Annotated in this window: 24 protein-coding genes and 1 pseudogene; 15 read left to right on the top strand and 10 right to left on the bottom strand. The window is 73.9% G+C overall.

What is annotated here, in order from left to right; translation table 11 throughout:
- Positions 1-9: 9 nt before the first annotated feature.
- Entirely contained in the window at positions 10-1,251 is a 1,242-nt protein-coding gene (locus tag ACN27D_RS10355; protein WP_421498996.1) for a glutamate-5-semialdehyde dehydrogenase, read from the bottom strand.
- 26 nt (positions 1,252-1,277) lie between these two features.
- Positions 1,278-2,435: a glutamate 5-kinase gene (gene proB, locus ACN27D_RS10350; protein ID WP_120573046.1), complete on the bottom strand. Its 1,158-nt coding sequence runs from the start codon at positions 2,433-2,435 to the stop codon at positions 1,278-1,280.
- A gap of 13 nt (positions 2,436-2,448) precedes the next feature.
- Here proB and ACN27D_RS10345 point away from each other — a divergent pair, with 13 nt between their 5' ends.
- A complete protein-coding gene (locus ACN27D_RS10345) occupies positions 2,449-2,760 on the top strand; it encodes an MGMT family protein (RefSeq protein WP_252449560.1) in 312 nt (103 codons plus the stop codon).
- A 55-nt stretch (positions 2,761-2,815) separates the two neighbouring features.
- Here ACN27D_RS10345 and ACN27D_RS10340 read toward each other — a convergent pair whose 3' ends face one another.
- Both ACN27D_RS10340 and ACN27D_RS10335 read right to left on the bottom strand, forming a co-directional pair.
- On the bottom strand, positions 2,816-3,193 hold the full coding sequence (locus ACN27D_RS10340) for a nucleotidyl transferase AbiEii/AbiGii toxin family protein (protein WP_421498995.1): 378 nt from the start codon (positions 3,191-3,193) through the stop codon (positions 2,816-2,818).
- A gap of 62 nt (positions 3,194-3,255) precedes the next feature.
- A complete protein-coding gene (locus ACN27D_RS10335; protein WP_350816928.1) occupies positions 3,256-3,612 on the bottom strand; it encodes a hypothetical protein in 357 nt (118 codons plus the stop codon).
- A gap of 123 nt (positions 3,613-3,735) precedes the next feature.
- Here ACN27D_RS10335 and ACN27D_RS10330 point away from each other — a divergent pair, with 123 nt between their 5' ends.
- Both ACN27D_RS10330 and ACN27D_RS10325 read left to right on the top strand, forming a co-directional pair.
- Positions 3,736-5,130, top strand: a complete 1,395-nt coding sequence (locus tag ACN27D_RS10330) for an MFS transporter (RefSeq protein ID WP_421498994.1) — start codon at positions 3,736-3,738, stop codon at positions 5,128-5,130.
- Between the two features lie 43 nt (positions 5,131-5,173).
- Positions 5,174-6,652, top strand: a complete 1,479-nt coding sequence (locus ACN27D_RS10325) for a pyridoxal phosphate-dependent decarboxylase family protein (protein ID WP_421498993.1) — start codon at positions 5,174-5,176, stop codon at positions 6,650-6,652.
- A gap of 48 nt (positions 6,653-6,700) precedes the next feature.
- Here the strand turns inward: ACN27D_RS10325 and ACN27D_RS10320 are convergent, their stop codons facing one another.
- From ACN27D_RS10320 to ACN27D_RS10310, 3 genes are all read right to left on the bottom strand, one after another.
- Positions 6,701-7,645, bottom strand: a complete 945-nt coding sequence (locus ACN27D_RS10320) for a hypothetical protein (RefSeq protein ID WP_120573050.1) — start codon at positions 7,643-7,645, stop codon at positions 6,701-6,703.
- Between the two features lie 105 nt (positions 7,646-7,750).
- Positions 7,751-8,941 carry a hypothetical protein gene (locus tag ACN27D_RS10315; protein ID WP_421498992.1) on the bottom strand — a complete coding sequence of 397 codons (1,191 nt, stop codon included), beginning with the start codon at positions 8,939-8,941 and terminating at the stop codon, positions 7,751-7,753.
- The gene (locus tag ACN27D_RS10310) at positions 8,934-9,491 is read right to left on the bottom strand and encodes a SigE family RNA polymerase sigma factor (RefSeq protein WP_121685634.1); all 558 of its coding nucleotides are present in this window, start codon (positions 9,489-9,491) and stop codon (positions 8,934-8,936) included. The genes ACN27D_RS10315 and ACN27D_RS10310 overlap by 8 nt, the downstream gene beginning before the upstream one ends.
- A 148-nt stretch (positions 9,492-9,639) precedes the next feature.
- On the opposite strand from ACN27D_RS10310, the gene ACN27D_RS10305 reads away from it, so the two are divergent.
- The 3 genes from ACN27D_RS10305 (at position 9,640) to ACN27D_RS10295 (ending at position 13,617) form a co-directional block, all read left to right on the top strand.
- On the top strand, positions 9,640-10,197 hold the full coding sequence (locus ACN27D_RS10305) for an NADH-quinone oxidoreductase subunit B (protein ID WP_120573053.1): 558 nt from the start codon (positions 9,640-9,642) through the stop codon (positions 10,195-10,197).
- Positions 10,198-10,281: 84 nt separating this feature from the next.
- Positions 10,282-12,198, top strand: a complete 1,917-nt coding sequence (locus ACN27D_RS10300; RefSeq protein ID WP_421498991.1) for a carboxypeptidase regulatory-like domain-containing protein — start codon at positions 10,282-10,284, stop codon at positions 12,196-12,198.
- A 102-nt stretch (positions 12,199-12,300) separates the two neighbouring features.
- Positions 12,301-13,617: a DUF2252 domain-containing protein gene (locus ACN27D_RS10295; protein WP_357896505.1), complete on the top strand. Its 1,317-nt coding sequence runs from the start codon at positions 12,301-12,303 to the stop codon at positions 13,615-13,617.
- Positions 13,618-13,647: 30 nt separating this feature from the next.
- Here the strand turns inward: ACN27D_RS10295 and ACN27D_RS10290 are convergent, their stop codons facing one another.
- Positions 13,648-14,694, bottom strand: coding sequence for a glucose 1-dehydrogenase (locus ACN27D_RS10290; RefSeq protein WP_358175276.1), 1,047 nt, complete (start codon positions 14,692-14,694; stop codon positions 13,648-13,650).
- Positions 14,695-14,797: 103 nt separating this feature from the next.
- On the opposite strand from ACN27D_RS10290, the pseudogene ACN27D_RS10285 reads away from it, so the two are divergent.
- Both ACN27D_RS10285 and nuoH read left to right on the top strand, forming a co-directional pair.
- Positions 14,798-15,397 (top strand): annotated as a pseudogene (locus tag ACN27D_RS10285) (NADH-quinone oxidoreductase subunit C); the annotation flags it as partial.
- A gap of 446 nt (positions 15,398-15,843) precedes the next feature.
- Positions 15,844-16,806 (top strand): NADH-quinone oxidoreductase subunit NuoH, encoded by a 963-nt coding sequence (gene nuoH / locus ACN27D_RS10280; RefSeq protein WP_421498990.1) that lies wholly within the window; start codon positions 15,844-15,846, stop codon positions 16,804-16,806.
- Positions 16,807-16,958: 152 nt separating this feature from the next.
- On the opposite strand, the gene ACN27D_RS10275 is transcribed toward nuoH, so the two are convergent.
- Complete coding sequence (locus tag ACN27D_RS10275) at positions 16,959-18,002, bottom strand: glutathione S-transferase family protein (RefSeq protein ID WP_120573058.1); 1,044 nt, start codon at positions 18,000-18,002, stop codon at positions 16,959-16,961.
- A 166-nt stretch (positions 18,003-18,168) separates the two neighbouring features.
- Here ACN27D_RS10275 and ACN27D_RS10270 point away from each other — a divergent pair, with 166 nt between their 5' ends.
- Complete coding sequence (locus ACN27D_RS10270; RefSeq protein ID WP_121686206.1) at positions 18,169-18,591, top strand: ester cyclase; 423 nt, start codon at positions 18,169-18,171, stop codon at positions 18,589-18,591.
- Here the strand turns inward: ACN27D_RS10270 and ACN27D_RS10265 are convergent.
- Entirely contained in the window at positions 18,572-19,147 is a 576-nt protein-coding gene (locus tag ACN27D_RS10265) for a Uma2 family endonuclease (RefSeq protein ID WP_421498989.1), read from the bottom strand. The two genes, ACN27D_RS10270 and ACN27D_RS10265, sit on opposite strands and share 20 nt — an antisense overlap.
- Before the next feature lie 104 nt (positions 19,148-19,251).
- Between ACN27D_RS10265 and ACN27D_RS10260 the strand changes: the two genes are divergently transcribed.
- From ACN27D_RS10260 to ACN27D_RS10235, 6 genes are read left to right on the top strand one after another with little or no spacing between them, the layout of a single operon-like run.
- Complete coding sequence (locus tag ACN27D_RS10260) at positions 19,252-19,842, top strand: NuoI/complex I 23 kDa subunit family protein (RefSeq protein WP_421498988.1); 591 nt, start codon at positions 19,252-19,254, stop codon at positions 19,840-19,842.
- The gene (locus ACN27D_RS10255; protein WP_358175285.1) at positions 19,839-20,435 is read left to right on the top strand and encodes an NADH-quinone oxidoreductase subunit J; all 597 of its coding nucleotides are present in this window, start codon (positions 19,839-19,841) and stop codon (positions 20,433-20,435) included. The genes ACN27D_RS10260 and ACN27D_RS10255 overlap by 4 nt, the downstream gene beginning before the upstream one ends.
- On the top strand, positions 20,432-20,794 hold the full coding sequence (gene nuoK, locus ACN27D_RS10250; RefSeq protein ID WP_358175288.1) for an NADH-quinone oxidoreductase subunit NuoK: 363 nt from the start codon (positions 20,432-20,434) through the stop codon (positions 20,792-20,794). Before ACN27D_RS10255 ends, nuoK begins: the two co-directional genes overlap by 4 nt.
- Positions 20,791-22,716, top strand: a complete 1,926-nt coding sequence (locus ACN27D_RS10245) for an NADH-quinone oxidoreductase subunit L (RefSeq protein WP_421498987.1) — start codon at positions 20,791-20,793, stop codon at positions 22,714-22,716. Before nuoK ends, ACN27D_RS10245 begins: the two co-directional genes overlap by 4 nt.
- Positions 22,713-24,218 (top strand): complex I subunit 4 family protein, encoded by a 1,506-nt coding sequence (locus ACN27D_RS10240; RefSeq protein WP_358175294.1) that lies wholly within the window; start codon positions 22,713-22,715, stop codon positions 24,216-24,218. Before ACN27D_RS10245 ends, ACN27D_RS10240 begins: the two co-directional genes overlap by 4 nt.
- Entirely contained in the window at positions 24,215-25,681 is a 1,467-nt protein-coding gene (locus ACN27D_RS10235) for an NADH-quinone oxidoreductase subunit N (RefSeq protein WP_421498986.1), read from the top strand. The genes ACN27D_RS10240 and ACN27D_RS10235 overlap by 4 nt, the downstream gene beginning before the upstream one ends.
- The last annotated feature ends 43 nt before the right edge of the window (positions 25,682-25,724 follow it).

Below are 25,724 nucleotides of genomic sequence, written 5' to 3'. Positions count from 1 at the left end.
CAGGTTCGATCAGCGCAGGTGGCCGTCTCCGGTCACCACGTACTTCGTGCTGGTCAGCTCCGGCAGCCCCATCGGGCCGCGCGCGTGCAGCTTCTGCGTCGAGATGCCGATCTCCGCGCCGAAGCCGAACTCGCCGCCGTCGGTGAACCGGGTGGACGCGTTGACCATGACGGCGGCGGCGTCCACCCGGGCCACGAACTCCCGGGCCGTGCGCTGCGAGTCGGTGACGATCGCCTCGGTGTGGCCGGTGCCGTACCGGCGGATGTGCGCGACCGCCGCGTCGAGCGAGTCGACCACGGCGACGGAGATGTCGGCGGAGAGGTACTCGGTGCCGAAGTCCTCGTCGGTGGCCGGCACCACGGCGTCGGAGTGGGCGGCCACGGCGGGGGTGCCGTGCACGGTCACCCCGGCGTCGGCGAACGCGGCCAGCACGGCCGGCAGGAACTCGTCCGCGACGTCGCGGTGCACCAGCAGCGACTCGGCGGTGTTGCAGGTGGACAGCCGCTGGGTCTTGGCGTTCAGCGTGATCGCCAGGGCCTTGCCGAGGTCGGCGGCGGCGTCCACGTACACGTGGCAGTTGCCCACGCCGGTCTCGATCACCGGCACCGTCGACTCCTCGACGACGGCGCGGATCAGCGACGCGCCGCCGCGCGGGATCAGCACGTCGACCAGGCCGCGGGCGCGCATCAGCTCCTTGACCGAGTCGCGCGTGCTGGAGCCGAGCAGCTGCACCGCGTCCGCCGGCAGCCCGGCGCCGACGACCGCGTCGCGCAGCACCGCGACCAGCGCCGCGTTGGAGTGGGCGGCCGACGAGGAGCCGCGCAGCAGCGCCGCGTTGCCGGACTTCAGGCAGATCCCGGCGGCGTCGACTGTCACGTTGGGCCGGCCCTCGTAGACGATGCCGACCACCCCGAACGGCACCCGCACCTGGCGCAGTTCCAGTCCGTTCGGCAGCGTCGAGCCGCGTACCACCTCGCCCACCGGGTCGGGCAGCGCGGCCATCTGGCGCAGCGCGTCCGCGATGGCCGCCACCCGGCCCTCGTCGAGCGCGAGCCGGTCCAGCACGGCCGCGGACAGCCCGGCCTCGCGCCCGGCTGCCAGGTCCGCCGCGTTCGCCGCCAGAACCTCCGGGGTACGCGCCACGAGCGCGTCGGCCATCGCGTGCAGCGCGGCGTCCTTGACGGTACGGGTGGCCGTGGCCAGGGCTTCCGCCGCGTCCCGGGCTCGCCGGGCCTGCTCGACGACGCTCATCGTGCGTACTCCTTCACCGGTGGGGCTCACAGCAGGACGAGGTCGTCACGGTGGACGACCTCACGTTCGTACGCCGGGCCGAGCGCCGCGGCGAGTTCGGAGGTGGAACGGCCGAGCAGGCCGGGCAGTTCCACCGCGTCGTAGTTCACCAGGCCCCGGGCCACCGGCGCGCCCGCGGTGTCGACCAGGTCGACCGGGTCCCCGGCGGTGAACGCGCCGTCGACGGCGGTGATGCCGGCGGGCAGCAGTGACTTGCGGCGGCCGACCACCGCCTGCACCGCGCCCGGGTCGAGGTGCAGGCGGCCGCGGGGGGCGGTGGCGTGCGCCAGCCAGAACAGACGGGCGGCGGGGCGGCGGCTGCTCGGGTGGAAGTACGTGCCGACCGGCTCCCCGGCCAGCGCCGGCGCGGCCAGCGGCGCGGCGGTGAGCACCACCGGGATGCCGAAGCCGGTGGCGATCCGGGCCGCCTCGACCTTGGTCACCATGCCGCCGGTGCCCACCCCGGCGCGACCGGCCCCGCCGATGTCCACGCCGGCGAGGTCGCCCTCGCCGTGCACCTCGGTGATCCGCGTGCTGCCGGGACGGGCCGGGTTCCCGGTCCAGAGCGCGTCGACGTCGGAGAGCAGCACCAGCAGGTCGGCGTCGACGAGCGCGGCGACGAGCGCGGCCAGGCGGTCGTTGTCGCCGAACCGGATCTCCTCGGTGGCCACCGTGTCGTTCTCGTTGACGATCGGCACGGCGTGCAGGTCGAGCAGCTTGCGCAGCGTCCGGTACGCGTTGCGGTAGTGCGCCCGCCGGGTCACGTCGTCCACGGTGAGCAGCACCTGCCCGACGGTGCGGCCGTGCCGGGCGAACGCGGCCGCGTACCGGCCGATCAGCAGGCCCTGGCCGACGCTGGCGGCGGCCTGCTGGGTGGCCAGGTCGCGCGGGCGCCGGGGCAGCCGCAGCGGGGCGAGCCCGGCGGCGATCGCGCCGGAGGAGACCAGCACCACCTCCCGGCCGGAGGCGGCGAGCCCGCCGAGCGTGTCGACGAGCGCGTCGACCCGGGCGTCGTCCAGGCCGCCCGTCGCGGTGGTCAGCGAGGACGAACCGATCTTGACGACGATCCGCCGGGCCGAGGTGACTGCTTCGCGCACGCGACCATTCTGCGCGCTGCGGTCTGCCGCGCCGCGGCGCGTTCCCATATCGTGGCAGCTCGTGACACCTGACGAGTACGTCGAGGCGGTGCTGGCGCTGGTCGAGCGGATCCCGCCGGGGCGGGTGATGTCGTACGGGGCGGTGGCCGACGCGCTGGCCGAGCGCTCGGGACGGGCGTCGCCGCGGCTGGTCGGCTCGATCATGGCGCGGCACGGTGGCGGGGTGCCGTGGCACCGGGTGGTGAACGCGGCCGGCCGGATGCCGCCGGGGCACGAGCGCAGGGCCCGGGAACGGCTGCTCGCCGAGGGGTGCCCGTTGCGCGGCGACCGGGTGGACCTGGCGGCGGCCTCCTGGTCGCCGGACGAGGGGTGACCCGACCGCGTCGGATGCTCCGGGGGTCAATCGCGACGGCGCCGGACCGGGCCCGTCATCGCGGCCAGTCCGAGAACGCGCTGCGGAGGTCGCGGATCTGGTCCGGGGTGAGGCGGTAGAGCGCGAAGACGGTGTCGGGCAGGCGGTCGAGGCGCTGTAGGGCGTCCTGGAACTCTTCGTCGGTGAGCGCCGGGTCGGCCCGCCGTGCGAGGCCCAGCAGGTCGTTCCTGCTGTAGCGGCCGAGGGCGGCGGCGACGTCGATGTAGTCGCGGGGCTGGGCGCGGGTGACCATGGCGGCGACCTTGGTGCCGATCACGTCGTCCAGGTGCAGCACCGGCCCGACGTCGAGCACGATCGGGCTGGCGCTGCGCGCGAAGCGTACGAGCTGGAGCCGCACGGTCTGGTCGTCGCGGCGAACCTCGAACTCGGTCATGTCGTGCTCGAAGCCGTAGAAGACGTCGTCCTCGTGCTGGAAGGGGTCCGGCGCCGGTGACGTCAGGCGGCGACGTCCCGGGCACGCAGCACCGGGTGGCTCTCTTCCCAGGCGCGGCGGACGCCGCGGGGCACGTACAGCTCGGGCCACAGCCGGATGAGGGTGGGGCCGTGCAGCCAGGCGCGCAGCTCGTCGGGATGAACGGCTTCGGTGAGCACCGTCTCGTACATCCAGGAGAGCAGGCCCGGGACGTCGAGGTCGACGTGCCGGTCGGGTTGCCAGAACAGCCGGTGGGGCAGCTCGACGACGCCTGCGACGGGGCCCTGCAACTCGCTCAGGTCGGGGACCACGACCGCACGACGGCCGGGGCGGGCCTCGTAGGGTGCCCTCGAACTGCGGACGGATCGGGCCGGGTCCATGCCTACAGCGTAACCGTGCCGACCTGCGGCTCGCCGCGACTCGCGAGTGCCAGCGGGCATCGAACAGCCGGTGCCGGAGGAGGGGATGTGACCCGGGCCATAACGTGAGTAGCATTCGGCTCCATGACAGCTTCGGGCCTGCCTCGCCGGGTACACCTCGGGTACGCGCTGGGTTCCCTGGTCACCGGCGCGTTCGGCACCGTGCCCGGGCTGCTCCTGCTGCCGTACCTCACCGACACGCTCGGTGTCGCCGCCGGGCTGGCCGCGCTGCTGGTGCTGCTGCCGAAGGCGTGGGACGTGCTGGTCAACCCGGTCGCCGGGCGGATCTCCGACCGGACCCGCTCCCGCTGGGGCGCGCGCCGGCCGTACCTGCTCGGTGGCGGGCTGGCGCTCGCCGTGCTGTTCGCCGCGATCTTCGCCGCGCCGTTCGCGAACGGTCCGGCCGCTGCCGCGTACGTGGCGCTGGCGTTCCTGGCGACAGCCACCGCGTTCGCGTTCTTCCAGGTGCCGTACGTGGCCATGCCGGCCGAGCTGACCGCCGACCCGGCGGAGCGTACCCGGTTGATGACCTGGCGGATCGCGGTGCTGGCGCTGGCCATCCTGGTCTCCGGCGCGGTGGCCCCGGCGGTGGTGACCGCGGGTGGCGACGGCGTTCCGGGCCACCGGTGGATGGGCCTGTTCGTGGCCGTGCTGATCGTCGCCGGCACGGTCGGCGTGTTCCTGGGCACCCGGTCCGCGCCGACCGGGACGGTGGGGGAGAGCGAGCCGAGCCTGCGCGCGCAGCTCGCTGTCGCCACCGGCAACCGGCCGTTCCGGGTGCTGCTGATCTGCTTCGTGATCCAGTCCGCCGGGGTGGCCACCGTGCTGGCCGGGGTGAAGTACTTCGCCGACCAGGTGCTGCGCGAGCCGGACAGCGGCCCGACGCTGCTGTTCGCCTGCTTCGTCGCGCCCGCGCTGCTGGTCATGCCGCTGTGGTCGCGGGCCGGCGCCCGGCTGGGCAAGCGGGCGTCGCTGGTCGCCGCGTCGCTGATCTTCGCGGTGGGCGCGCTGGCCCTGGTCGCCGCGCCCGCTCTGCCCGCCGCCGCGGCCTACGCGGTGGTCGCGGTGATCGGCGTCGGGTACGCGGGCCAGCAGGTGTTCGCGCTGGCCATGCTGCCGGACTGCATCGCGTACGACACGGCGCGCACCGGGCGGCGGCAGGCGGGGGTGTTCACCGGGCTGTGGACCGCCGGGGAGACGTTCGGGCTGGCGTTGGGGCCGGGCATCTACGGGCTGGTGCTCCAGCTCTCCGGCTACGTCTCCTCGTCCACCGGGACCGCCGCCGTCCAGTCGGACACGGCCCGTCTCGGCGTGCTGCTCGGCTTCACCGTGCTGCCGGCCCTGCTGGTGGCGATCCCGCTGGTGCTGCTGCGCGGCTACACCCTGACCCCGGCCCATCTGGCCACCGCGCCCGGGGCCACCACGTCGGCCGCCGCCGCACCCGAGGCCGACGGCGCCGCACCGGCCGCGCGGGCATGAGCACGCACCGCCCGCCCGGCCCGTCCACGAGAGGAACCACCCGATGACCGACACGGCAGACGTGGGCGCGCTGCCCGCGCGGGGGATGCCCGCGGAAGACGTACTCGACGAGGTCCGCGCGCTGCGCGCCGCCGACCGTCCGACGCACGGCGGGCGGCTGTTCGCGTACGTCTACGACCCCGGTGTGGCCGGGCTGGACGCGCTGGCGCAGGCCGCCTACGCGGAGAGCGCGCACGTCAACGGCCTCGACCCGACCGCGTTCCCGTCGCTGCTGGCGATGGAGAACACGCTCGTCGGCGCCGCCGCCCGGCTGCTCGGCGGCGGCCCCGGCACCGGCGCGCCGGACGTGGTCGGCAGCGTCACCAGCGGCGGCACCGAGTCGCTGCTGCTCGCCGTCAAGGCGGCCCGGGACGCCCGCCCCGACCTGACCGAGCCGCGGATCGTGGCGCCGGCGAGCGCGCACGCCGCGTTCGCCAAGGCGGCGCACTACCTGCGGGTCGCGCTCGACACCGTGCCGGTCGACCCGGTGACGTTGCGGCCGGACGTGGCAGCGGTGGCCGCCGCGATCCGCCCGGAGACCGTGCTGGTGGTGGCGTCCGCCCCGTCGTACGCGCACGGGGTGGTCGACCCGGTGACCGAGATCGCCGCCGTCGCGCGGGCCGCCGGGGTGCGCTGCCACGTGGACGCCTGCTTCGGCGGGTGGGCGCTGCCCTGGCTGCGCCGGCTCGGCGCGCCGGTGCCACCGTTCGACTTCGCCGTACCGGGGGTCACCTCGATCTCGGTGGACCTGCACAAGTACGCGTACGCGCCGAAGGGCGTCTCGGTGCTGCTGCACCGCGATCCGGCGCTGCGCGCGCCGCAGTTCTTCGCGTACGCGGACTGGCCCGGCTACACGATGGTCAACCCGGTGATCGCCTCGACCCGGTCCGGTGGGCCGATCGCCGCCGCGTACGCCACACTCCGCCACCTCGGCGAGGACGGCTACCTGCGGCTGGCCGCCGCCACCCGGGACGCGGTCGCCGGGCTGGCCGGCGCGGTACGGGCCACCGGCGGCCTGCGGCTGATGGCCGAACCGGAGACCACAGTGGTCTGCTTCACCAGTGACGATCCCGGGCTCGACCTGTTCGTGCTCGTCGACGAGCTGACCGCGCGTGGCTGGCACACCCAGCCCCAGCTCACGTACGCCGATCTGCCGGCCAGCGTCCACCTCACGGTGACCGCGGCGGTGGCGCCCCGGGTGGCCGAGTTCGGCCCGGCGCTGGCCGAGGCGGTCGCGGCGGCCCGCGCCGCCGGGCCGGTCGTGCTGCCGCCGGAACTGCTGGCGCTGGCCGGCAGCCTCACGCCGGAGGCGCTCACCCCCGAGCTGGTGGCCGGGCTCGCCGACGGGCTCGGCCTGGCCGGCGGCGCCGGGGTGCCGGACCGGATGGCGGTGGTGAACACGCTGCTCGACGCCGCCCCGGCGCGGCTGCGGGAACGGCTGCTCGCCGAGTTCGTCGGGCTGCTCCAGCGCCCGGCCTGGTGACACGGCGACGCCCGGCCGGCGCGTGGGCGCCGGCCGGGCGGGCGACGGTCAGCTCGCGGCGGCCGCGGTCACCGGGAACGAGGTGGTGTTGTCCGACGGGTCCACGTCCTGCGGGTCGTCGGCCCCGTAGAAGTAGCTCCCGGTCACGGTGAGGCTGCCGGTACCCAGCTCACCCGCGGGCGTGCCGACGGGCGCCCGGAGGAAGACGTCGAAGGTGCGCTCCTCGCCCGGCACGAACCGGCCGCCCGGCACGGAGAACCCGTACGGGAAGCTCGGCATGTCCTGCGGCTCGATGTGGTCGACCTGCACCCCCGCGGGCAGGGCGGCGGCGACGTTGAGAGCGAAGGTCGGCGCGTCGTTGCCGTAGCGCACGGTGACCGGCATCCGGCCGAGCAGGGTGCCGTCCGGCTGCGGGGTCAGCGTCACCGCGCTGCCCCGGATGCCGAGGTCGGTGTCGACGGCCTGCACGTACGGGCGCGGCTTGCGCAGGCTGCCGGTGGTGGAGCGGAAGAGGGTGGTGAACCCGGTGGCGTCGGAAGCCGCGGCGGCGCCGTCCGGGACGACCTCGATCCGCCCGCCGTTCGCGACCATCGGGTAGCTGCGCGCGGTGGTCCAGACGTGGAACCCGAGCCGGAAGGTGAGGCTCTTGCCGGCCTCGATCTGCTCGCCGCCGCAGCCGATCACCAGCCGATTCTCCACCAGGCGGGTGTAGAAGCAGCCACCGCCGGGCTCGATCGTGGTGAACGAGGCCCCCGCCGGCTCGGTGACGACCAGGCTCACCCACGTCGCGGTCGGCCGCCGGTTGGTCACCGTCGCGGTGAGCGTCCCGACGTACCCCCGGTCGGTCGGGTCGAGGACGAGCCGCTGAGCCGTGACGTCGACGCGGCCGGCGGTGGCGGCGCTCGGCGCGGCGGCGGCCGGCGCGGCCAGGGTGATCAGTGCGGCGGTCCCACCGAGCAGTGCGGTGGCGATCCGTGCCGTACGTGTGGTCATGCTGTTCCTCCCGTGATTCCCCGTTGCCGGACGGCGGCATCTCCGTCCGTCCGATGCTGGTGACACGTCCGAATCGGACGGTCGGTTGCGGCTCAGATCTGTCGGTCAGCCGACCGAGGTCAGCTCGACCTGGTTGTCCTTCCAGGTCAGGTCGTTCCAGTACCGCTCCTGCGAGTCGATGTGGATCGCGCGCAGCGTCGGCGGCTCCGCGGCGGTCGCCGGATGGTCGAACGTGAACGTGTACGTCCTGCTCGCGCCCACCGACAGGGTGTCCAGCACGCAGGCGATGCCCCCGTCGAGACGCACGTTCCGGCACCGGTCCAGGGCGGACCCGTTCGGTCTCGTGTAGTCGTACCAACCGGTGAACCCGAGCTGACGCACGCTCACCGGTCCGTGATTCACCACCGTCACGGTGACCGTGACCTTCCGGATCCCCTCCCTGTCCGGCGGCCCGGCCACCACGTCGCGGGCGGTCATCGTGAGGTCGGTCAGACGGGGGTCGGTGCCGAACTTCGTGGGTCCGTCGATCTGCCGGAACCGTTCACCGTTCCAGGCGTACGTCCGCCACTGTCGCTGCGGCGCCCATTCGGGCGTGCCGCAACAGGGCTGGATGTCCGCGATGTGCGCCCGGACCTCCCCGCCGTCCCGCACCGAGAACTCGGTGATGTCACCCATGCCCTCACGGGTGCCGACCACCCGGCCCATGGTGATGATCCGGCCGTCCCCGTCCCGATCGAAGGCGAGCACCTGCTTGCCCGACGCCTCGCCGTAGCGGCAGGCGACGAGGACGACCGTCTCGGTCGCGCCGTCACCGTCGAGGTCGGCGTACTCCGGCCCGGCGAGCAGCGTCGGGACCGACTCGTTCTGCGGGCCGGACCGGAGCCGGACGTCGTCACTGACGCAGGTCTTCGGTGCGTCCGGCCAGGACGCGAGGTCGAGCTGGGCCGCGAGCAGCTGGGACCGGGTGATCCGCCCGTCCGGAACGGCCGGGGTCGAGCCGGCCGTGCTCGGCGGCGGCGTCGACGGTGGCGGCGACGTGCTCACGGACGGGGTCGGCGTGACGGTCTGCGCGGGGGCGGGGGGCGGTCCGGGCCGCCGGTCCAGGGCGGCGTTCGCGCCCACCGGGATCACCACGGCGAGCACCACGGCCGTCGCGGTGACCACCGCGGTCCGCCGGCGGCGGCGCCGGACCGTGCGCCGGACCGCGGCCGTCCCGGCCGGGTGCACCACCGGGGCGTACGCCGCGCGGAACTCGGCGAACTCGCCGCCGACCAGGATGTCGTCGGGCTCAGTCACTGTGGTTCACCTCGCTCGTGGTGGTGAGCTTCGCCGCCAGCGCGGCCCGCCCCCGGTACAGCCAGGACTTGACGGTGCCCTCCGGCACGTCCTCCTGCGCCGCGATCTGCGCGACGCTGAGATCGGCCAGGTAGTGCAGGACCACGGCGCGGCGCTGATGGGCCGGCAGCTCGGACAGCGCGGCGGTCAGCGCGACCCGGTCCGGACCCGGCCCCGGCACGTACTCCTCCCGCTGCCGGTGCAGCCACGCCTGGGCCGTCCGCAGCCGTCGCCAGCGGCTGGTGGCCAGGTTCCAGGCCACCCGGCGGACCCAGGCCACCGGGTCGTCGTAGCGGGACACCCGGGACCAGCGGGCGAACGCCCGGCAGAACGCCTCCTGCACCATGTCCTGCGCCTGGGACAGGTCACCGCAGTAGGCGGTGAGCTGAATGGTCAGGGACCGGAAGTGTGCGTGGTAGAGCCCGTCGAAGTCGACCGCCTCGCGCCGCTCGGCGCGCCTCGCTGTCCCCTCGGGTGGCTCGTCGAGCATCGGCTCCCTCGTCACCGTCACCTGGTCCTCCCCGTGTGCGTACCGCCGACGCGGTCACGCCGGTCACACGCCCTGACGCCCGTACGGGTTGCGAGGGTTGCCGATCCGGGTGCTGTGGTTGACTGTCGGTTCAGGGACAGCGGAGTTTCGCAGACAGGGGAGGCCCGAGGTGCAGGTGCCGGCTGTGCTCGGCGAGCCGATCCGGTTCGTGCTGAACTGGGGCCGCCGCTACTCGCTCTGGGTCTTCAACTTCGGGCTGGCCTGCTGCGCCATCGAGTTCATCGCGACCAGCATGGGCCGGCACGACTTCATGCGGCTCGGCGTGATCCCGTTCGCCCACGGGCCCCGGCAGGCCGACCTGATGGTGGTCAGCGGCACCGTCACCGACAAGATGGCCCCGGCGGTCAAGCGGCTCTACGACCAGATGCCCGAGCCGAAGTACGTGATCTCGTTCGGCGCCTGCTCCAACTGCGGCGGCCCGTACTGGGACTCCTACTCGGTGACCAAGGGCGTCGACCAGCTCATCCCCGTCGACGTGTACGTGCCCGGCTGCCCGCCCCGCCCGGAGGCGCTGCTGCACGGCATCCTCCGCCTCCAGGAGAAGATCGCCGCCGAGCAGTCGGGCGTCGGTGGCGTGCCGCGTCCCGACGCGCTCACCTCCCCGGCGGACGCTGTGGCGCGGCCGGTGGAGGCGCTCACCGCACCGCCGGTACGTCCGCCGGCCTGAGCGCACGCCCTGCGGGGCGAACGGCGACGCGGTTCACCTCTTTGGATGATCTTGAATGTCGACGGTCACCGTTATGTTGCTGGCATGACACGACTGCGGGCTGCGGGGGCCGCCCTTCTGGCGGCGCTCGCCACGATCTCCCTCACTGCCACACCGGCGGCCGCTGATGCGGTCGGCTACACCGGGCTGGTCACCGACGCAGACGGTGAGCCGGTCGCGAACGCCTGTCTCGCCCTGCACACCTCACCGGAGGAGGTGGCCGCCGAGTACTGCTCGGACGCGCAAGGGCGTTACACCATCCCCGGCACCGCCGACACCAACACCACCTACAAGATCCGGGTGCACGCCGACGGCTTCCGGACCGAGTGGTGGTACTCCGCCCCGGACTACCTGAACGCGGACCGGATCAGCCTTCCGGCGTACGACCTCGTCGAGCAGAACGTCCGGCTCGGACAGGGATCGGCGGGGATCAAGGGCCGGATCACCGACGAGACCGGCGCGCCGGTCGAGGCCACGGTCACCATCTACGGCGAGGACTCGAACTACGAGGCGATCGCCTACACCTGGAACCTCGGCGACGGGCGCTACCAGATCGACAACGTGCCCCCCGGCCGGTACCGGATCTCCGTCTACGACAACAGCCGTGGCTACCAGTGGGTGCCGGGTCAGGAGACGCGGGACACCGCCACCGTGTTCGAGGTGGCCGACGGCGCGACGCTCACCGTCGACGAGCAGGTGCTGCCGCTAGGGGAGATCGAGGCCCGGGTGACGGACTCGGTCACCGGCAAGCCCGTGCCGCGTCCCTGCCTGTACGTCATGGGAGGCCGCGACGAGTTCGTGTGCGGCACGAACGGCCTGGTCCGGGTCACCGACGTGCAGCCGGGCAGTTGGACGACGGAGGTGACCGGCGGCGCCTCGTACTTCCCCGCCGACCCGCAGCCGACGGTCGACGTGCGGCGCGGCGCTGTCACCGAGGTCTCGTACGCGTTGCGGCCCGGTGCGGCCTTCACCACCACGGTCCGGGACGCGGCCACCTCCGCCCCGGTCGACGGGATCTGCGTACACCTGGTCCAGCCCAAGTGGGGTGGACAGTCCGCCCACATGTGGCAGTACTGCTCCGGCGCGGACGGCCGCCTGGAGGTCGGCCCGTTCGAGGCTGACGAACTCGCGACCTGGAACGTGTACGCCTACCAGGCGGACAACCCGTACAACCCGCCGGTGCGCCGGTACGGCGACCAGTGGGTCACCGCCGCCGGCGGCAGCGGCGACCAGCGCGCGGCGCTGGCGGTGACCTTGCAGGCGGCACGCACCATCACCATCCCGACCATCCGGATGGACCAGCCGGGCACGATCACCGGTACGGTCCGCAACGCCGCGGGCGAGGTGGTCCCGGGCGTCTGCTCCTACCCGTACGCCTTCCACCCCGGCCAGGGCGCCATCTTCGGGAAGAACTGCTCCGACGCCTCCGGCCGCTACACCATCAACGACCTCGGCCCCTACCGCTGGCCGGTCGAGTTCGCACCGAACGCCAACAGCGGCTACGCCTGGCAGTGGTCCGGCAATGTCGCCGACCGCTTCGCCGCCACGTACACCCAGGTCAAATCGGGTGGCACGGCAACCGTCAACGCCAAGCTGGTCGCCGGTGGCGTGCTCGCCGGCAAGGTGACCGACCCGGCCGACCCGTGGGCCACCGGTTACGTCTGGACGTACAACGCGCGCACCGGCGACATCGCCAGCGCCTCCTACGGATACTTCGACAGCGGCAGCGGTGGGTCGTTCACCGTCAAGGGGCACCGCACGCAGGACGTCTACGTCCAGTACTGGGTGAACAAGGACTGCTGGTACGGCAGCCGACAGGCCCAGACCGTGCGGGTCAAGGTCGGCGCCACCACCACCGTCGCGATGAACACCGACTCCACCTGCGGGGCTCCCCCCACGGGCGTGGCCCGCGCAGCCGCGGCTCCACTGGGCATTCGACCTGACTCGCGCACCGGGCGCTGACGGTCGACGATCGGCCGGTACGGCGGCGACCGCCGTCGTACCGGCCACCGGGCCGGGCCGGAACGGGCCGTCGACTGGCGCCCGGTGGCTAGCCTGCGGCTCATGACCGACCTCGCGGAGGAGCGCTCCGCATTCATCATCGACGTGCTGACCGAGGAGTTCGGCGCGTCCATGGCGATCGACCCGGCGGCGTTCCGCCGCAAGTTCCGCAAGATGGCGGCGTCACCGTTCGCCTTCTACCGGGGCAGCGCCGCGCTGTTCTACGCCGACCAGCGCGGCGACTTCGGCAGCGACCGGTTCCTCGACGAGCGGACCAGCCGGGTGTGGATCCACGGTGACCTGCACGCCGAGAACTTCGGCACCTACATGAACGCCTCCGGGCAGCTCGTGTTCAACGTCAACGACTTCGACGAGGCGTACGTCGGGCCGTTCACCTGGGACCTGAAGCGCTTCGCCGCGAGCGTGGCGCTGCTCGGCTACGCCAAGGCGCTCTCCGACCGGGTGATCGGCGAGCTGGTGACCGGTTTCGCCCGGTCGTACCTGGCCGAGCTGCGGGCCATCGCCGCGGGCGGGGACGACGCGATCGGCTCGATCACGCTCGACAACGCCGACGGCGTGCTGCGCCGGGTGCTCCAGCAGGCGCGGCTCAACACCCGGGTGGACCTGCTCGCCGCGCAGACCACCATCGACAACTACGAGCGCCGGTTCTCCCTCGGCGACGGCGTGCACGAGATCGACGACGCCACCCGGGAGAAGGTGTGCGCCGCGTTCGCCGACTACCTGCACACGCTGCCGGCCTCGACCACCCGGATGCGCCCGGTCGCCGCGGGCATCAAGGACGTGGTGCTGCGCAAGGGCGTCGGCATCGGGTCGGCCGGCCTGCCGTCGTACAACCTGCTGCTGGAGGGGCACACCCAGGCGCTGGAGAACGACGTCGTCATCTACATGAAGCAGGCGCAGGTGCCGGCCGTGGCGCGCTACGTCGACGACGAGCGGGTCCGCTCGTACTTCCGGCACCAGGGGCACCGCACCGCCGAGTCGCAGCGCGCGTTGCAGGCGCACGCCGACCCGTGGCTGGGCTTCACCGAGCTGGACGGCGTCGGGCAGCTCGTCGCCGAGGTGTCCCCGTACGCGGCGGACCTGGACTGGGCCGACGTGAACGAGCCGGAGGAACTGGCCGGCGTGCTCGCCGACCTGGGCCGGGCGGTGGCTCGGATGCACTCGGTCGCGGACGACGAGTCCAGCCACGACCTGGTCGACTACTCCACCGAGGAGGCGATCGTCGCGGCCGTCGACGCCGACCCGGAGGCGTTCGTCGACTACCTGGTCGACTTCGGGCACCGGTACGGGATCCGGGCGCGCGAGGACCACCAGCTCTTCGTGGACCTGTTCCGCAACGGCCGGCTGCCAGGCATCTGAGGGCCGGGGCGCCGGATCCGGCGCCCCGCCTCACTGCGTGAAGTCGAGCACCGCCTTGATGTCCTCGCCAGCCGGCGCGTACGCCTCGCGGTAGCTCGACAGCGGCACCCGGCGGGTGATCAGCGACGTCAGCCACGACCGGTCGGCCTGGGCGAGCGCCTCGGCGGCCATCTCCCAGTGCCGCCGGCCGGCGTTCACCGAGCCGAACACCACGTTGTTCTCCAGCACCAGCTCCCGGTTGAGCGCCCCGGCGTCGAAGTTGATGGTCCGGCCGCCGCTGGACACACCGGTCAGGCAGACGATGCCGGTCGGCGCGGCCTTGCACATCGCGTCCAGCACCACTGTGGGCGCGCCGGTGCACTCGATCACCACGTCCGGCTTCACGTCCAGCTCGGGCACCGTCGCCGTGTGGTACGTCGCCCCGAGCGCGCGGACCAGCTCCGGCTTCGGCCCGCTGGTGTTGCGGTCCAGCACGTGCACGGACAGCCCACGCTGGCTGCCCAGCAGCGCGGCCAGCAACCCGATCGGCCCGGCGCCGGTCACCAGCACCGTCATCGGTTTCCACTCGGCCCGGCGGCCGATCCGCTCGATGTGGTCCCACGCCTTCGCCACCACGCTCGTCGGCTCCAGCAGCACGCCCACGGACTCGAGCGCCGGGTCGAGGCCGACGGCGAACTTGGGCTGCAACCGCCAGCGTTCCCGCGCGAAACCGGGCAGTGCCTTGATGCCGTGCTCGGTGTACTGCCCGTTGCGGCACATGTCCCACTCGTCCACCGCGCAGTTCGCGCAGGGCACCGGGTCGGGGTGGCGGACCACGCCGGCCACCAGGTCGCCGGTCTGCAACGTGCCGGTCGGGTCCTCCAGCACGCGACCCAGCGACTCGTGCCCGAGCACCAGCCGCTCCTGACCCGGCGGTGCCTCGCCGTACTCGCCTGCCACGATCTCGTGGTCGGTGCCGCAGACACCCACCGCCAGCGCCTCGACCAGGATCGCGCCCTCCTCGGGCGGCGGCTCGGGCCAGTCCTCGACGAGCCGCAGCGAATCCGGGACACCGGGGGTCACAGTCACAGCGCGCACACACCTCATCTTTCCGCGCGCTGCCGCCGCCCGTCCGGCAAAGCGGCGATCCCGGCACGGGCGGGCCGACCCGGTCCGCAGCCGTCCGCCATAGGATCAGCGCATGACTCCGGAAGAGGTCGGCCGGCGAGTGGTCGCGCTGCTCGCGCCCGTCGAGGCCACCGCGTCCGTCTCCGGCGGTCAGGGGTACGCCCGCGCCACCGTCGACGTACCCCCGGCGAGCTGGGCGGACGCGGTGCGCGCGGTACGCGACGACGCCGAGCTGGGCTTGGATTTCCTGGACTGGCTGTCGGCGGTGGACGAGCTGGCCGACGGCTTCGACGTGGTGCTGCACCTCTGGTCGGTCCGGCACCGGCACGGCCTGCTGCTGCGTACCCGGGTGCCCCGGGACACGCCGGTGGTCGCGTCGGTGGTCGACCTGTTCCCCGGCGCCGCGTGGCACGAGCGCGAGACGCACGAGATGTTCGGCATCGACTTCGCCGGCCACGGCGAGCTGCGACCGCTGCTGCTGCCGCCGGAGTTCGAGGGGCACCCGCTGCGCAAGGAGTTCGTCCTCGCCTCCCGGGTCGCGAAGCCGTGGCCCGGCGCGAAGGAACCGGGCGAGTCGGAGGCGGGCGGCGGCCGTCGGCCGGTCCGGCCGCCGGGCGTGCCCGCGCCGGGGGAGTGGGGCACGACGCCCACGCCGGCCGGTGCGGCCGGCGCCGGTGAGGGCCCCCGAGGGGGTACGCCGGCGCGCCCGGCCCGTGAACGCCCGGCGCGGCCCGCTCCGGGGGAGCGTCCCGCGCGGCCCGTCGCCGGGGAGCGTCCGGCGCGGCCTGCTCCTGGTGAGCGTCCCGTACGGCCTGCCCCTGGCGAGCGTCCGGCGCGGCCTGCTCCTGGCGAGGGTGCCGCGCGGCCTGCTTCTGGCGAGGGTTCGGCTCGGCCTGCCGCTCCCGGCGAGGGGGCAGCGCGGGCGACCGCCGGGGAGGGTGCGGCGCGGCCCGCTGGCGGGGAGGCTCCGGAGCCGCCCGCTTCCGGCGAGGCCGGGCCGGGGTCCGCCGCTGCTCCGGCGGCCGGGGAGGCGGGTCCGCTCGGGCGGCCGCTGCCGGGGGAACGGCCGACCGGGCCGCCCCGCCAGGAGCCGGAGCCCGACGCGGCGGGGGAGAGCTGATGCCGGACTGGTTGGAGCTGGTCCTGCGCGTGGTGGGCGTGCTCGTCGCGTTCCTCACGCTGCCGCTGATCGTGGGCCAGGCCGAGCACAAGGTGATGGCGCACATGCAGGGCCGGCTGGGCCCGATGTACGCGGGTGGCTTCCACGGCTGGGCACAACTGGTCGCCGACGGCATCAAGTTCGTGCAGAAGGAGGACGTCACCCCGCGCGACGCGGATCGGCCGGTGTTCCGGCTGGCGCCCGCGGTGGCGCTGGTGCCGTACCTGCTCGTGCTGCTGGTCATCCCGCTCGGTCCGGGCGACCTGGTCGCCCAGCCGCTGGACATCGGCCTGTTCTTCGTGCTCGCCGTGGTGGGCGTCGGGGTGCTGGCGGTGCTCATGTCCGCGTGGGCGTCGGCGAACAAGTACAGCCTGCTCGGCGGGCTGCGCGGCGCGGCCCAGCTGCTCGGGTACGAGCTGCCGCTGGTGCTGGCCGCCGCCTCGGTGGCGATGGCGGCGGGCACGCTGAGCCTGCCCGGCATCGTGGAGGCGTGGCAGCCGTGGTGGCTGCTGTGGCAGGCACCGGCCATGGTGATCTTCTTCGTGGCCGGGCTGGCGGAGATCCGCCGCCCGCCGTTCGACATGCCGGTGGCCGACTCCGAGCTGGTCTTCGGCTACATGACCGAGTACACCGGCCTGCGGTTCGCGTTCTTCCTGCTCGCCGAGTACGTGGGCATCGTGGTGATCGCGGCGCTGACCACTGTGCTGTTCCTCGGCGGCTGGCAGGGCCCGTTCGCCGACGCGCAGCTCGGCTGGCTGTGGACGCTGCTCAAGGTCTTCGCCGTCGCCTTCGTGATCATCTGGCTGCGGGTGAGCTACCCGAGGCTGCGCGAGGACCAGCTCCAGCGCCTCTGCTGGCTGGTCCTGGTCCCCCTGGCCCTGGCCCAGCTGGTCCTGACCGCCGCAGTCCGCCTGGCCCTCTAGCCCTACCCCCTCCCACCCGCCCCGGGCCCTCCCACCCGCCCGCCCCTCCGCCTCCCCGGCGATCTTGCACTTTCGGCCCCGACAAAAGGGGCAAGGTGCCCAGGTTCGGGGCCCAAAGTGCAAGATCGCCGAGGTGGGGTGGGGCGGGCGGGTCAGCGCAAGGGGGTGTGGGTCGGGTCCACCCGCTCGGATTCGGGTGGGGGCGGGGGTGGGGTGCCGTCGCCGAAGGGGCGGCCGCCCAGCTCCTCCCGTCCGTGCGGCGTCAACCAGTTGCTCAGGTCCGGGCCGAGCGGCACGATGCCGGTCGGGTTGATGTCCCGGTGGACCTCGTAGTAGTGCCGCTTGATGTGGACGAAGTCGATTGTGTCGCCGAACCCGGGCGTGGTGAACAGGTCCCGGGCGTACGCCCACAGCACCGGCATCTCGCTGAGCTTCTGCCGGTTGCACTTGAAGTGCCCGTGGTAGACCGGGTCGAAGCGGACGAGCGTGGTGAACAGCCGTACGTCCGCCTCGGTGATCGTGTCGCCGACCAGGTACCGCTGACCGGCCAGCCGCTCGCTCAGCCAGTCCAGCCGGTCGAACAGCCGGTGGTACGCCTTGTCGTACGCCTCCTGGCTGCCGGCGAAGCCGCACCGGTACACGCCGTTGTTGACATCAGCGAAGACGACCTCGTTGACCTCGTCGATCTCGCCGCGCAGCGGTTCCGGGTAGAGGTCCGGCGCGCCCGGCCGGTGGTAAGCGGTCCACTCGGTCGACAGGTCGAGGCTCATCTGGGCGTAGTCGTTCGTCACCACCTGCCCGGTGGGCACGTCGACGAGCGCCGGCACGGTGATGCCGCGCTCGTAGCCGGGGAAGCGGGCGAAGTACGCGTCGGCCAGCCGCTCGATGCCCAGCACCGGGTCCTTGCCGTCCGGGTCCAGGTCGAACGTCCAGCTCCGCTTGTCGTGGGTGGGCCCGGCCACGGCCATCGAGATGGCGTCCTCCAGCCCGAGCAGGCGCCGGATGATGATCAGCCGGTTGGCCCACGGGCAGGCCCGGCTGACCGCCAGCCGGTAGCGGCCCGGCTCCACCGGCCAGCCGTTGCTCCCGTCCGCCGTGATCCGGGTGGCGATGTAGCGCTGGTCGCGGGTGAACTCGCCACCCGGCTCCACGTACTTGCCGCCGGTCCGGTCCAGGACCTCGTCGTCGCTGCCCACACCCACCTCCGAGTTCGCTTTTCGCTCCCATCATGGTCGCTCCGGCCGCTCCCGGCAGGGCGACTGCGCCGGAGACCGGCAGGGCGAGCGCGCCGGAGACCGGCGGGGCGACTGCGCCGGAGACCGGCAGGGCGACTGCGCCGGGGAGGGGCATAGGCTGCCCGCCGTGACCGATGTGGAGGCGGCAGCCCGGCGTTTCGTCGCCGACGTGTGGAACGCGGGGCGCGAGGAGAGCGCGTACGAGCTGGTGGCGGCGGACTGCCCGGGGCTCGGCGGCACCGGCCCGGCGGCGGTGCTGGCCTGGCACCGGGACCGGCGGGCGTCGTTCCCCGACCTGCGCTACAAGATCGTCGAGGTGGTGGCGACCGGCGCCCGGGTGGCGGTGCGCTGGCGGGCCGCCGGCACCCAGGCCGGCCAGTTCGGCCCGGTGCCGCCGACCGGCCGCGTGGTCAGCTACTCCGGGGCCACGTTCCTGCGCTTCGACGACGACGGGCGGATCGTGGACGTGTGGAGCGTCAACGAGCTGTTCCAGGTGCTCCAGCAGCTCGGCGTGGAGATGTTGCCCCCGCTCACACCCGGCGAGGCGTGATCCGGCTGATCGGCAGGTTCACCGGGAACGGCTCGCCGGTGTCGACGAACTTCGTCCACCGGCCGGTCTCCGTGTAGACCTCGTGCACCGGATCGATCTTGTACGTGTAGACCACGAGGCCCTCGTCCTCGATCTCGATACGCCAGTGGAACGGGATCCCGGCCTGCGCGTAGAGCGCTGGCTTGAGGACGCGGTCGATGGACCGGGTGCTGGGCGAGACGATCTCCACGGCGAGCACCACCTCGTGCGGCTCGTACCGGGACGGCTCGCGCGCGGCGGCGGTTGCGGTGGTGATCAGTACGTCCGGGATGAAGGAGCGGGTGCGGTTGATGCGCACCTCCACACCCTGGGTCACGTCGTACCCGTCGGGGCGGTCCTCGTCGAGCGCGACCATGAGCAGGGCCGCGATGCTCTGGTGGATCCGGGTGGGGGAGGGGGACATGAGCAGCACTCCATCGAGCAGTTCGCGGCGGCGACCGTCCTCCGGCAGCGCGTCCAGATCGTCTGTCGTCCACCCGCCCTCCGGCGGGTGGTCGCTCTCCAGCGCGGCGGTCATCGACAGGTCCTTCCCGGCGCGTCGTTCTCCCCGCGCTCACGATACCGCCGCGAAAGGCCGGGTGGTGGTCGCGCGCGCCCGGGGCACAGGGCAGGATGGGCGGCATGAGCGAGCACGGTGGAGTGCCCGGCGGGGGCCTGGTGAAGGGCCTGGCGGTCACGTTGAAGACGATGACCCGCCGCTCGACCACCCAGCAGTACCCGGACGTCGAGCCGGAGCTGCCACCCCGCTCCCGCGGCGTGATCGCGCTGCTGGAGGAGAACTGCACGGTCTGCATGCTCTGCGCCCGCGAGTGTCCGGACTGGTGCATCTACATCGACTCGCACAAGGAGGAGGTGGCGGTGCCCGGCGCCGCCCGCCCCCGCCAGCGCAACGTGCTCGACAAGTTCGACATCGACTTCTCGCTCTGCATGTACTGCGGCATCTGCGTCGAGGTCTGCCCGTTCGACGCGCTCTACTGGTCGCCCGAGTTCGAGTACGCCGAGTACGACATCAAGAACCTGCTGCACGACAAGGACCACCTGGGTGAGTGGATGGCCACCGTGCCGCCGCCGCCGGCCCACGACCCGCTCGGCGACCCCTCCAAGGAGGAGACCACCGCCGCCCGGAAGGCGGCGGGTCCGTCGGCCCGTCCGGCTCCTTCCCGGGTACGCTCCGACGCCCCCACCGATCCGGGCGGAGGCGCTGCCTCATGACCGGTGCGGACGTCCTGCTGCTGGCGCTGGGCGCGGTGGCGGTGGGCGCGGGTGCGCTGGTGGTCGCCACCCGTCATCTGGTCCGGGCCGGGCTGTGGCTGGTGGTGTGCCTGGGCGCGCTCGCGGGTGACTACCTGGTGCTGACCGCCGAGCTGGTGGCCTGGGTGCAGGTGCTCATCTACGTGGGCGCGGTGGTGGTGCTGCTGTTGTTCGCGGTGATGCTGACGCGCGCGCCGATCGGCCCGTCGGACGACCTGGACCGGCCGGGCTGGGCCGCCGCGCTCGTGGGTGGCGGCAGCGGCCTCGGTCTGGCGGTGCTGCTGATCGACGCGTTCCGCTGGTCGCGGGTGGACCTGCCCGCCGCGGGCACCGCCGAGCGCCTCGGCGAGCAGATCTTCCGTTCCTGGGTGCTGCCGTTCGAGGTGCTGTCGGTGCTGCTGCTGGCCGCGCTGGTCGGCGCGATCGTGCTGTCCCGCCCCGACATCGGCCGCCCGGCCGCCGACACCGCCGTTGCGCCGGCCGACGGCGACCGGACCGGTGGCGACGGCCCGGTCTCCGCCGCGTCGGCCGCCGACGAGGGCGGGCGCCCGTGAGGCCGGTCATCCCGTACGTCACCGCCGCGCTGCTGTTCGGCCTCGGCGTGTACGGCGTGCTGCGCCGCCGCAACGCCGTCCTGGTGCTGATGGCGGTGGAGCTGATGCTCAACGCGGTGAACCTGGTGCTGGTCACCGCCGACACCACCGTCAAGGCCGTGCTGCCGCACTCCGGGCAGGTGTTCGCGCTGTTCGTGATCGTGCTCGCCGCCGCCGAGATCGGCGTCGGGCTCGCCATCGTGCTCCAGCTCTACCGGCTGCGCGCCAGCGTCACGGTCGACGACGTACCGCTGGCCGAGCCGGCGCCGGCGGTGGCGGCGGGCCCGACGCCCGGGCGGCCGGAAGGAGCGGTCCGGTGAGCACGCCGACGCTGTGGCTCGCAGCGGTGCTGCCGGCCGCGCCGCTGGTCTCCGGGCTGCTCGGCCTGCTGCTGCCGCCCGCCCCGCGCCAGGACCGGGCGTCGGCCCGGCGGACGGCTGTCGCGCTGGGCGTGGCCGGGGCGGCCGTGTCGCTGCTGGCCGCGCTGGCGCTGCTGGTCCGCGTGGACGCCCCGGTCGAGGCGTCCACCACCTGGGTAGACCTGGGCGGGCTGCGGGTCACGCTGGGCCTGCGGCTGGACGGCGTGGCGGTGCTCGTCGCCACCGCTGTGGCCGCTGTGGCGCTGGCCGTCCAGGTGTACTCGATCGGCTACCTGCGCCGGGGCCCGCACGACGACGTGGACGTCGACCACCGGTACCCGCCCTATGCGGCCCAGCTCAGCCTCTTCACCGCCGCCATGCTCACTGTGGTGGTGTCCGGCGACCTGATCATGCTGCTGGTCGGCTGGGAGGTGATGGGCATCTGCTCGTACCTGCTCATCGCCCACGACCGGCGGCTGCCCGAGGCACCCGGCGCGGCGGTGAAGGCGTTCCTGGTCACCCGTGTGGGTGACGTCGGCTTCCTGCTCGGCATCGCGCTGCTCGGCGTGGGCGCGGGCAGCTTCCGGATCGCCGACGTGCTGACGCACGACTACGGCACCGGCACGCTCACCGCGGCCTGCCTGCTGCTGCTCGCCGGGGTGGCCGGCAAGAGCGCCCAGTTCCCGCTGCACACCTGGCTGCCCGACGCGATGGCCGGTCCCACGCCGGTGTCCGCGCTGATCCACGCCGCCACGATGGTCGCCGCCGGGGTGTACGCGGTGGCCCGGCTGTTCCCGCTGTTCGAGCGCGCACCGGCCGCGCTCGCCGTGCTGGGCGTGATGGCCGCGATCACCATGCTGCTCGGCGCGTTCGCCGCCACCGCCCAGGACGACATCAAGCGCGTGCTGGCCTGGTCGACCGTGTCCCAGATCGGCTACATGACCGGCGCGCTGGCGGTCGGCGCACCGGCTGCCGCGCTGTTCCACCTGCTCACCCACGCCGCGTTCAAGGCGCTGCTGTTCCTCGCCGCCGGTGCGGTGATCCACGCCGTCGGCACCACGCTGATGTCGCGGATGGGCGGCCTGCGTACCGCCATGCCGGTGACGTTCTGGTGCATGGTGGTCGGCCTCGGCGCGCTGGCCGGCGTACCCCCGCTCTCGGGTTTCTGGAGCAAGGACGGCGTGCTCGCGGCCGCTGAGGCGGCCGCGCTCGACGGCGCCGGGCCGACGGCGGCCTGGGTGGGCTGGCTGGTCTGGCTGGCCGGGCTGGTCGGGGTGGCGGTGACCGCCTGGTACGCGACCCGTCTGCTGCTGCGCACGTTCCTGGGGCAGACGCGGACGCCGCTGTTGCGGCCGCACGACCCGCCCGCGCTGCTGCGCTGGCCGGTGCTGCTGCTCACGGTCCCGGCCGCGCTGCTGGGCCTGGCCCCGTTCGCGCCCTGGTTCGCCGACCGCCTGCGCGTGCCCGGCGACGACAGCGGCGAGGCGGTCGAGCTGGTGCACCTCGCGCCGAACCTGATCCTGCCGTTCCTGCTGCTGCTGGTCGGCGCGGGCGTCGCCTGGGCGGGCTGGCGCCGCGACCCGGCCGCCGACCCGGCCCGCTTCCTGGGCCCGCTGCGGCCGGTCTTCGCCCGGGCGTTCCGGCTCGACGACGTCCAGCACACCCTGGTCGTACGCCCGGCGGGCGCGCTCGCGCGGGTCGTGCGTACCGGTGACGAGCTGGGCGTGGACGGGCTGGTCGAGGGCAGCGGCCGGGCGGCGGTCGAGGTGGGCGGCGGCCTGGCCGCGCTGCACCGGGCGGCGCTGCCGCGCGCGGCGGCCGGCGTGCTGGCCGGCGCGCTGCTGATCGGCCTCGCGGTCGCGCTGATCGGAGTGACCTCATGACGTTCGGGCAGGTCCTGCTGGTCGCCGTGGTCGCGGTGCCGGCGCTCGGCGCGCTGGCCACCGCCCTCGTGCCGGGTGACCGGGCCGGCCGGGTGGTCGGCACCGTCGCCGCCGCGGTGACGCTGCTGGCGGCGCTGCCGCTGGTCGGCGGCGACCACGGCTGGTTCGGGTACGGGCCACGCCCGGCGGTGCAGCCGTGGCACCAGCTCGACCAGCAGTGGGTGCCCGGGCTCGACCTGCGCTTCCACCTGGGCGTGGACGGCATCTCCTGGCCGCTTGTGGTGCTGACCGCGCTGCTCACGCTGCTGTGCTGCGCGTACACGCTGTGGCGGGTGCCGTCCGGCGGCGGCAGCGGGCGGGCGCTCGTGGCGCTGCTGCTGGTGGTCGAGGTCGGCATCCTCGGCACGTTCCTCGCGCTCGACCTGGTGCTGTTCTTCCTGTTCTTCGAGGTCGTCCTGCTGCCGATGTACGCGGTGATCGCCGGCTGGGGCGGCGCGGACCGTCGTCGGGCGGCCCGCAAGTTCGCGCTCTACACGCTGTTCGGCTCGGTGCTGCTGCTGGTCGGCGTCTACGTGGTGGTGGCCGCCGCGGGCACCGCCGACCTGGTCGTGCTCACCGGCGGCGCCGGGCTGTCCCGGGGCACCCAGCTCGCCGCGTTCACGCTGCTGGCGCTCGCGTTCGCGGTGAAGAGCCCGCTCTGGCCGCTGCACTCGTGGCTGCCCGACGCGCACACCCAGGCGCCCACCGTGGGCAGCGTGATCCTCGCCGGGGTGCTGCTCAAGATGGGCACGTACGGACTGATCCGGGTCGCGGTGGGCGTGGCCCCGGAGGGCGCCCGCTGGGCCGCGCCGGTGCTCGGCGTGCTCGCCGTCGCCGCGATCCTGATCGGCGGCCTGGTCTGCCTGGCCCAGGACGACCTGAAGCGGCTGATCGCGTATTCGAGCGTCGGGCACATGGGCTTCGTGCTGCTCGGGGTCGCCACGCTCACCGCCACCGGGCTCCAGGCCGCGCTGATCGGCAACATCGCCCACGGTGTCATCACAGCCCTGCTGTTCTTCCTGGCCGGCGCGGTAAAGGACCGCGCCCACACCGGGTCGCTGGCCGAGCTGTCCGGGCTGCGGGAGACCGCGCCCCGGCTGGCCGGGCTGCTCGGCTTCGCGGCTGTGGCCTCGCTGGGGCTGCCCGGCCTGGCCGGGTTCTGGGGCGAGGCGTTCGCCGTGGTCGCCGCCGTGCGGCGGGGCGGCCCGCTCTGGCTGACGCTCGCCGTGCTGGCCGCGCTGGGCGGGGCGCTCACCGCCGCGTACTTCCTGCGGCTGCTGCGCCGGGTCACGCACGGGCGGCCCAGCCCGGCGGTGGCGGGGCTCGCACCCGGGCTGGCCGGGGCGGAACTGACCGCCTGGGCGCCGCTGGTGCTGCTCGCGCTGGCGGTCGGCCTGGCCCCCGCGCTCGTGCTGTCGTACGCCTCCGGTCCGGTGGAGGCGCTACTGGGGGTCGTCCCATGAGCCTGGTGCAGCCTGTCGACAACGTGGCGATGCTGCCCGCGTACCTGGCCGCCGGCACGGCAGTGCTGGTGCTGCTGGTCGACCTGCTGGTGGCCCGGCCCGCCGTCACGGTGGCGGTGGCGGCGCTCGGCGCGGCCGGCACCGCGGCCGGCGCGGCACTGGTCGGGGCGGCCGGTGAGCGGCGCACGTTCTGCGTGGGCGCGGACTGCTCCTGGGTGTGGGGTGGCCGGGCCGCCCTGGTCGGTGCCGTGATCGCGCTGCTCACGCTCGGCGTGCTGGCACTGTCCGGTCCGCTGCTGCGCGCCGGGCGCACCCCGGTCGGGGAATACTGCTTCCTGCTCGCCTGCGCGATGACCGGCGGCGTGGTGCTCGGCGCCGCGGGTGACCTGATCACGCTGATCGTGGCGCTGGAGACGCTGACGCTGCCGCTGTACGTGCTGGTCGGCCTGCGCCGGGGCAGCCTCGCCGGTGCCGAGGCGGCGGTGACGTTCTTCGTGGTGAGCGTGGTCGCCACCACAGTGACGCTGCTCGGCGCGGCGCTGCTCTACGCGGTCACCGGCACGCTGCACCTGGACCGGCTCGGCGCCACCCTGGCCGCCCGCGACGACCTGACCGGCCTGCCGTTGACCGGGGTCGCGGTGGCGCTGGTGGTGGCCGGGCTGGCGTTCAAGGTCGCCGCCGTGCCGTTCCACGCCTGGGCCCCTGCCACGTACGACGGTGCGCCGCTGCCGGTGGCCGCGTACCTGTCGACCGCCTCCAAGCTGGGTGGCGTGGTGGCGCTGCTGGCGGTGGTGCAGCGCGCGCTGCCGGGAGACATGACCGGTCCGGTGCTGGCGGCGCTGGCGGTGCTGACCATGACCGTCGGCAACCTGGTGGCGCTGCGTCAGCGCCGTACCGTGCGGTTGCTCGCCTGGTCGTCGGTGGCCCAGGCGGGGTACATCCTGGCGCCGCTGGGCGCGCTGGCGCTGACCGCGGGCCGCACCGGCGACGCGCGGGCGGGCGCGTACGCGGCAGCCGTCGCGTACGCGATCTTCTTCGTGCTGCTGGAGCTGGCCGCGTTCGCCGCGGTGGTGGCGTTGCGCCCGGCGGACGGCGACGGCGGCACGCTCGCCGACCTGCGCGGCGCGGCGCGGCGGCACCCGTGGGTGGGCGGCGCGTTCGCGCTGGCGCTGATCGGGCTGGCCGGGCTGCCGCCGGGCCTGGCCGGGCTGTTCGCCAAGGTGACAGTGGTACGCGCGCTGCTGGCCGGGCACGCGGGATGGCTGGCGCTCGTGGTGGCGCTGAACGCGGTGATCGGCCTGGCCTACTACCTGCGGGTCACCGCTTCGCTCTACGCGACACCCGCCGGCGCGACGGCGGTCCGGCCCGCGCGGACCGTGGCGCTGGCGCTCGGCGTCGCCACCGCCGCGGCGGTAGTGATCGGTTTCGCACCGCAGCTCGTGCTGGACGTGGCGTCGCGCTGACCGGTTCCTGCCCGGATGGGCGACCGCTTCAGCCTCCGCACAG

It is taken from the genome of Micromonospora sp. WMMD1274, from assembly GCF_049179035.1.
Lineage (GTDB): Bacteria > Actinomycetota > Actinomycetes > Mycobacteriales > Micromonosporaceae > Micromonospora > Micromonospora tulbaghiae.
Note: the sequence above shows the minus strand (reverse complement) of the source record. Positions and strands in the feature narration are given on the sequence as shown.